Genomic DNA, 5,987 nt, shown 5'->3' with positions numbered 1-5,987 from the left:
GTCTTTTTTATATGCTATTCATATAAAAATATTGTGAGTGTTATTGTGATTAACCTATGAGTAATATTCAAAATTTATGACACATATCCATACATCCTTTTAACCAAGGCATCGTTTGAAACTACTTTGTTTTAAACCACTTTGGAACAATAGCGATGGGTGCGCCTATATAGTTTTCCTATATAAATTAAATAGAATTTGCCTAACGGCATTAGATGGGGTTTGTACCTCAATAAGTCAAGATAATGTCCCGAGAAAAGCCGCCTAGAATTACAGGCTGTCTTTTTTGACACAGCAAATGCATTGCCTACTTAACAAGCAGTCGTCGGTAGTGCTATAGTAAATATTATCTGACAAGGGGAATACGATATGAGTTATCAACATATACTACTGGTCACCGACTTACTCTCTGATGCTGATATAGTCGCACAAAAAGCCAAACGCATCGTCGAAAACCGTCCAGGCTCCAAGTTATCCGTCCTACACATCGTCAAGGACACCATGGTCGGGTTTGGCTATGAGCTGGTCCCTGCCTCTAGCCTATACGATGAAATAGATGATGAACGCTGCCAAGAAGCACGCGCAAAACTGGCACGTTTTTTGGATCGCAATCAGTTAAATGCTGTAAATTCTGAAGTCACCACCGCGATTTCCAGTAGCGAAGGCATCGTCCGCTACTGCGATAAACATGAAGTCGACTTACTGGTCATCGGACGACACAAACGCTCTGGTATTGCAGCTTGGATCAGCGGTGCGACGGCAGATAATATCTTGCCAAACGTTCCTTGCGACAGTCTTGTCGTCAGACTCGACCAACCCGTGTCCAAATAGTACAGCGCTATAACGCTTAACTGCCTACTCTTTAAGTCAGCCTGCTTGGACGATATCAACGAAGGTCTGCCATATCGAGCTTTGGTGACGCGCCTTGTGCCAGACTAGCCACCAAGTGCGGGACAAATCAATGCCCGCCACCTTGACTTGTATCAGCGTGCCTGCCGCTAGCTCCGCCTCAATGACGTGTTGTGACAGGCAGCCCAATCCAATATCCACACTCACCATGCGCTTGATCGCCTCGGACTGCTGAATAGCCATGATTACTTCGGCGTCGGTCAAATGCTTTAATAATTGCTCATCGATGATCTGCCGCGTACCTGACCCCGCCTCTCGTACCAACAACGGCAACCTTGCCAGCTGTGTAACGCTCAGTTCATAACAATTATCTTTTTGGTTATATACCGACAAATCGGTCAGCCATTTGCTATCTCGCTTGGCAAATATAACCAAAGTATCTGTTCGCCATTCTCGTTGTTCGATGGCCTTCATATCTGTCGGACGTGGCATTCCTTCGACCAATGCAATATCAATATTTAACTGTTCAACCTCGCTGACGACCTCTTGCGTATTAGCGATATACATATCGACATGAGCATCTGGCAACGCCTCATATAGCCTGGCCAACAGTGGTGGTACGGCATAGTTGCCAATCGTTGTGCTGGCGCCAATACGAATCTGCCCTGCTTGGTATTTATGATAATGCTCAAGTGTCAAAGACTGCCCCAATATCGCTTGTGCTTGCACATAGACGGAATGTGCATTGGGGTGCTGGTTCAACCTCCGCCCGACTCGCTCAAACAGCGGCATTTGCAACCGCGCCTCAAGCTCACTCAATGCACTACTGACCGCTGACTGTGATAAGTGCAATTCCTCACTAGCACGACTGGTGCTGCCCGTCTGATAAATACTGACGAATACTGCCAATTGCTTAAGTGTAATCTTCGGTAATACCTGCTGTGTTTTTTTCATTCTATCAATGACACCTTATACTTACGTTAGCCTGTTACCTACGTTAGTCTGCTACCCACGTTAGCCTGTAAGTTTACAACGCCTGACTAAACGTATGACCATGCGAAAAGCTGACAACATAAACGTCGGCGGACTAAAAGCATACTAGGGCGTGTCCTCAATTCAATCAATACTCATCTAAATGGGTCAAAAACAAGAACACGCCTTAACCCAAAAAATCGATAGTTTTTATCTTATTAATCCATTTTTATTATATGACAGGCTGACTTATACTGTTAACTCATAAGCTTATGCTTATTTTGATTATAGACAATAGGATAGTCTCTTATGTATGCCTTGACCAAAACAATGACCAACTACCTACCCAGCAATCGCCATTTGGCAGGTTTGCTGGTGGTGTTTATGGGCAGTTTGTTTTGTTTATGGCTAAATGCCAGCTTAAACAGCTGGACGAACGGGCGCATCGTTGGGCTGTCATCATTGACATTAGCGATCTTGCTCGGAATGATTGTGGGTAATACGATCTACCCTCGCGTCGCCGAACGTTTGCATGTAGGGGTAACGTTTGCCAAGGGTCAAATCTTACGCCTCGCCATTATGTTTTATGGGTTTAAATTGACCCTGACTCAGGTTTCAAGCGTGGGTATGCCAGCCATCATGACGGATGCACTGGTGCTCACCTCTACTTTTCTGCTCACTTATTGGTTGGGTACAAAATGGCTAAAGGTCGACAAAAAAACGACCTTATTGATTGGCTCAGGCGCTAGTATTTGTGGGGCGGCGGCAGTGATTGCAGCAGAACCAGTGGTCAAGGCTGAAGCTCATAAAGTCACGATTGCGGTCGCTACGGTGGTGGTCTTCGGTACAATTGCGATGCTACTATACCCGTGCCTGTATCAGCTTGGCTGGTTGCAGCCTTGGCTAAACGCTCAGCAGTACGGTATTTATACTGGCTCAACCATCCATGAAGTCGCACAAGTGGTGGTCGCAGGTAACGCTGTCGGCAGTGACGTTGGTGATACGGCGGTCGTCACTAAAATGATCCGAGTCATGATGCTCGCACCTTTTTTGCTTGTTTTATCCTTTGCATTGACCAAAGGTGATGATGACGGCAGCGACAAGCCATCGCTCATCAACCGTATGCAACAAGTCAAAGTCCCTTGGTTTGCATTTATATTTATCTTAGTGGTGGTGCTACATACCTGGGTGCCGATGTCTGACAGCTTTGAACATAGTATGGTGGTGCTCGATGACGTCCTGCTAACGATGGCCATGTTCGCCCTTGGTTTGACCACACATTTGGGCGCCATCAAACAAGCAGGTATCAAGCCACTTATTTTGGGTGCCATTATGTTTGGATGGTTAATAATCGGCGGTGGTCTTATCAATATTGGCATCAGCCTTATTTAGAGCGTACCAAAGCTCGAAAAGACCACGTACTATCAGCCCACCTATTGTCAAACAATCATGGGGCGATGGTCGTGGGCTTTTTTTGACCACTCGACTTAACCAATATATGGCAAGTCCTCAGTCCTTGAGCCTAGCATCGCTTCTAAACAACAAAATTAATAAATCGCAGACGAAAAAAAACGAACCCGAAGGTTCGCTTTTTTACATCTATTTATCTAGATATTCGTTAAAAACGAATTAGATAGCAACGATGTTATGTGCTTGTGGGCCTTTTTGGCCTTGAGTTACAGTGAACTCAACTTCTTGGCCTTCAGCCAAAGTTTTGAAACCTGAACCAGAGATTTCGCTGTAATGAGCAAAAACGTCTGCGCCGTTTTCTGGAGCGATGAAACCAAAGCCTTTAGCTTCGTTGAACCACTTAACTGTACCTTTTTGAGTATCTGACATATCGATAATCCTACTTTTTAATTTATTGATGGCCTATTGACCGGTAACGCTTTCAGATAGCTACTGAACGATAAATATTAAAACGAAGGATTATAACTAATACTACGAGGTAATGATTTGGTGCAGAACTGCTCTTAAGCTTGAGCATATTATAAGGTGTACATTTTCATATCGCAAGCCTTATCTCAGATTTTCTGCAAATAGAATTAACTATTGTCTATAATTTATACATTACTCGGCATTTGGCAGTCGAAACAGATAAATGACCACTCCTGTACAGACGATAGCCATCACCCATGCGAGCCAAATCATATCTGCGGGCAACCGATAAAACATCATGGTCGTCGAGATTGTCATCATGATGGTTGCCAACCATTTGGCATAGAGCGGTACAGCTCGATAATCTTCCCAGTCACGGACATACTTACCAAAATATTTATGATTGATGAGCCAAAAGTGAAAGCGTCGTGAGCTACGTGCCCAGCAACCTGCTGAGAGTAGTATAAAAGGCGCAGTCGGCATCACAGGCAACAATGCCCCGATAATACCCAACACAAAAAATAACCATCCCAGTATGACAAACACCCAACGTACAGCCGGACTGTTGGACTGGTTGGTCTTGGGTCGGTAATAAAAGGTCTTTTTATTCTTGGTCATAAAATCATGTTGCTAGACGATACAGCGATAAAGGTAAGCAACTACTTCTTCGTTTATATTATGAAATAGCTACTTATCGGATTCACCAATCATGCAGTATCACTGAGCGCTATACAAGGCTATTTTTGCGATGTTTCACTATGGACAATTTTTCTATGGTTAAAACTATAGGACGTGTTGACAGCACTTGCATCATCTCTCATAAGTCGTCTATGATGATCACGACATATTAATCCATCTTGTCGGGGTGCTTTGACCTTAAATCGATTTAATAAATCCATTCAATCTTTTAAGTCATCGCTGAGAAACACCCGTGAACCTGAAGCAGTTAGCACTGACGTAGGAAGCAAGCGTGACTTTATGTAATGAGTCTCTAAATGGTGAACCAGTGATGATGCTGTGACGATAATGATGTGCTAGTAATGATTTACTAATGATAATGTGCGAATGATGATGTACTGACAACACGGTACCTCGAATATCAAACCTCGGATATCAAACCTCTGAGACTGGACGTCTTACACTTATTAATATCTAGCACTCAGCATCTAGCACGAACCTCTCACACCAAAGCTCGACCCTAGAGACATTACCTTTCTTGTTTTGCCTTTCATGTTGTATTTGAACAGCATCAGTCTGATTGTTTCCCTTACCAAAACTCCACACCCAAAAAAAGGAAACAACCATGCAGCCCACCACCAAACTTACCCTGACCCTCGAGTGGTTTTTGAACCCTGACCACCTACCTTTTATCGCTGGTGTGAAGACAGGAGCCTACGAGCAAGCCGGACTTGATATCACCATCATCGAGCCAGATGACCATTATGATGGCTTTGCTGAGTTACAGAACCAAAGCATCGATCTGCATGTGAACGAGCCTATACACTTGTTTGAGCACTATGCGCCCAACTTGCGCGCGCTTGGCTGCTTTTTTGAGACCGATGGTGGCATATTGATGCAACAATCCAGCATGGATAAGCTAAAAAACGATCAACCTATCCGCATCTGCACACCTGCTGCTGAAGAAAAAACCAACCGTATCGGCTTTGAGATATTGGCCCGCTATGCCAAGAAAAACGGCTTTAGCATCAGCCGTGACAACATGACCTTTGTACAAAAAGATTTTTATCACATAAAAAACCTACAAGAAGACCCAAGCCTAGATGGTGCATGGCTGTGCTTTTATAACTTTGAAGGGGTGGAAGCGGCACATGAAGGGTTGGATTTTACCTTTATCGATCAGAACCTGTCACCGTATCCTAACTTCTCAGCGTTAGAAATCCTCACGACTGATGAAATTTATAGCGCAAAAAAAGATGCGATAGATACCTTTATCCAAGTGACCAATCAGATGGCAGAGCTGTGCAAAAGTGAGCCGGATACAGCCCACCGCATGTATTACGACTATAGCCAGACCGAGGCAGATGTGCTGATGGATGCCATCGTTGATAATACGCTAGGTAGATTGATCACACCAATTAAGCCGAGTGCGAATAAGTGGGAAGCACTGCGCGAGATGTTGGCAGAAATCGATATCGTGACGTTGACTGATGAGCAGTATCAATCACTGTGGGCGCTGTAGATATTTTATGCGTTAAGATATTTTGAATAATAGAAAACCGCCATCGTGTTTGTTGTGGCGGTTCTTTATTTCTTAAAATCACATCAAG

The 5,987-nt window shown here is 44.1% G+C and carries 6 protein-coding genes and 1 riboswitch; of the genes, 3 read left to right on the top strand and 3 right to left on the bottom strand.

Annotation, left to right across the window (positions count from 1 at the left end; translation table 11 throughout):
• Nucleotides 1-369: 369 nt before the first annotated feature.
• Nucleotides 370-831 carry a universal stress protein gene (locus L0J61_RS08495; RefSeq protein ID WP_301466017.1) on the top strand — a complete coding sequence of 154 codons (462 nt, stop codon included), beginning with the start codon at nt 370-372 and terminating at the stop codon, nt 829-831.
• 36 nt (nt 832-867) lie between these two features.
• Here L0J61_RS08495 and L0J61_RS08490 read toward each other — a convergent pair whose 3' ends face one another.
• Nucleotides 868-1,803 carry a LysR substrate-binding domain-containing protein gene (locus L0J61_RS08490; protein WP_301466016.1) on the bottom strand — a complete coding sequence of 312 codons (936 nt, stop codon included), beginning with the start codon at nt 1,801-1,803 and terminating at the stop codon, nt 868-870.
• Nucleotides 1,804-2,130: 327 nt separating this feature from the next.
• On the opposite strand from L0J61_RS08490, the gene L0J61_RS08485 reads away from it, so the two are divergent.
• Nucleotides 2,131-3,213 carry a YeiH family protein gene (locus tag L0J61_RS08485; RefSeq protein WP_301466015.1) on the top strand — a complete coding sequence of 361 codons (1,083 nt, stop codon included), beginning with the start codon at nt 2,131-2,133 and terminating at the stop codon, nt 3,211-3,213.
• Nucleotides 3,214-3,450: 237 nt separating this feature from the next.
• Here L0J61_RS08485 and L0J61_RS08480 read toward each other — a convergent pair whose 3' ends face one another.
• Nucleotides 3,451-3,660, bottom strand: a complete 210-nt coding sequence (locus tag L0J61_RS08480; protein ID WP_075102704.1) for a cold-shock protein — start codon at nt 3,658-3,660, stop codon at nt 3,451-3,453.
• Between the two features lie 231 nt (nt 3,661-3,891).
• Nucleotides 3,892-4,317, bottom strand: a complete 426-nt coding sequence (locus tag L0J61_RS08475) for a YbaN family protein (protein ID WP_301466014.1) — start codon at nt 4,315-4,317, stop codon at nt 3,892-3,894.
• A 233-nt stretch (nt 4,318-4,550) separates the two neighbouring features.
• A riboswitch (TPP riboswitch) is annotated at nt 4,551-4,680 on the top strand.
• 322 nt (nt 4,681-5,002) lie between these two features.
• On the opposite strand from L0J61_RS08475, the gene L0J61_RS08470 reads away from it, so the two are divergent.
• Complete coding sequence (locus L0J61_RS08470) at nt 5,003-5,899, top strand: ABC transporter substrate-binding protein (protein WP_301466013.1); 897 nt, start codon at nt 5,003-5,005, stop codon at nt 5,897-5,899.
• Nucleotides 5,900-5,987: the final 88 nt, after the last annotated feature.

The organism is Psychrobacter sp. (assembly GCF_030457785.1).
Lineage (GTDB): Bacteria > Pseudomonadota > Gammaproteobacteria > Pseudomonadales > Moraxellaceae > Psychrobacter.
This window is presented reverse-complemented; position numbering and strand designations above follow the sequence as displayed.

Bases quoted from the DNA above. Each gene is read 5' to 3' on its own strand.
- L0J61_RS08490 (WP_301466016.1), bottom strand. From the start codon at position 1,803: ATGAAAAAAACACAGCAGGTATTACCGAAGATTACACTTAAGCAATTG.
- L0J61_RS08495 (WP_301466017.1), top strand. From the start codon at position 370: ATGAGTTATCAACATATACTACTGGTCACCGACTTACTCTCTGATGCT.
- L0J61_RS08475 (WP_301466014.1), bottom strand. From the start codon at position 4,317: ATGACCAAGAATAAAAAGACCTTTTATTACCGACCCAAGACCAACCAG.
- L0J61_RS08485 (WP_301466015.1), top strand. From the start codon at position 2,131: ATGTATGCCTTGACCAAAACAATGACCAACTACCTACCCAGCAATCGC.
- L0J61_RS08480 (WP_075102704.1), bottom strand. From the start codon at position 3,660: ATGTCAGATACTCAAAAAGGTACAGTTAAGTGGTTCAACGAAGCTAAA.
- L0J61_RS08470 (WP_301466013.1), top strand. From the start codon at position 5,003: ATGCAGCCCACCACCAAACTTACCCTGACCCTCGAGTGGTTTTTGAAC.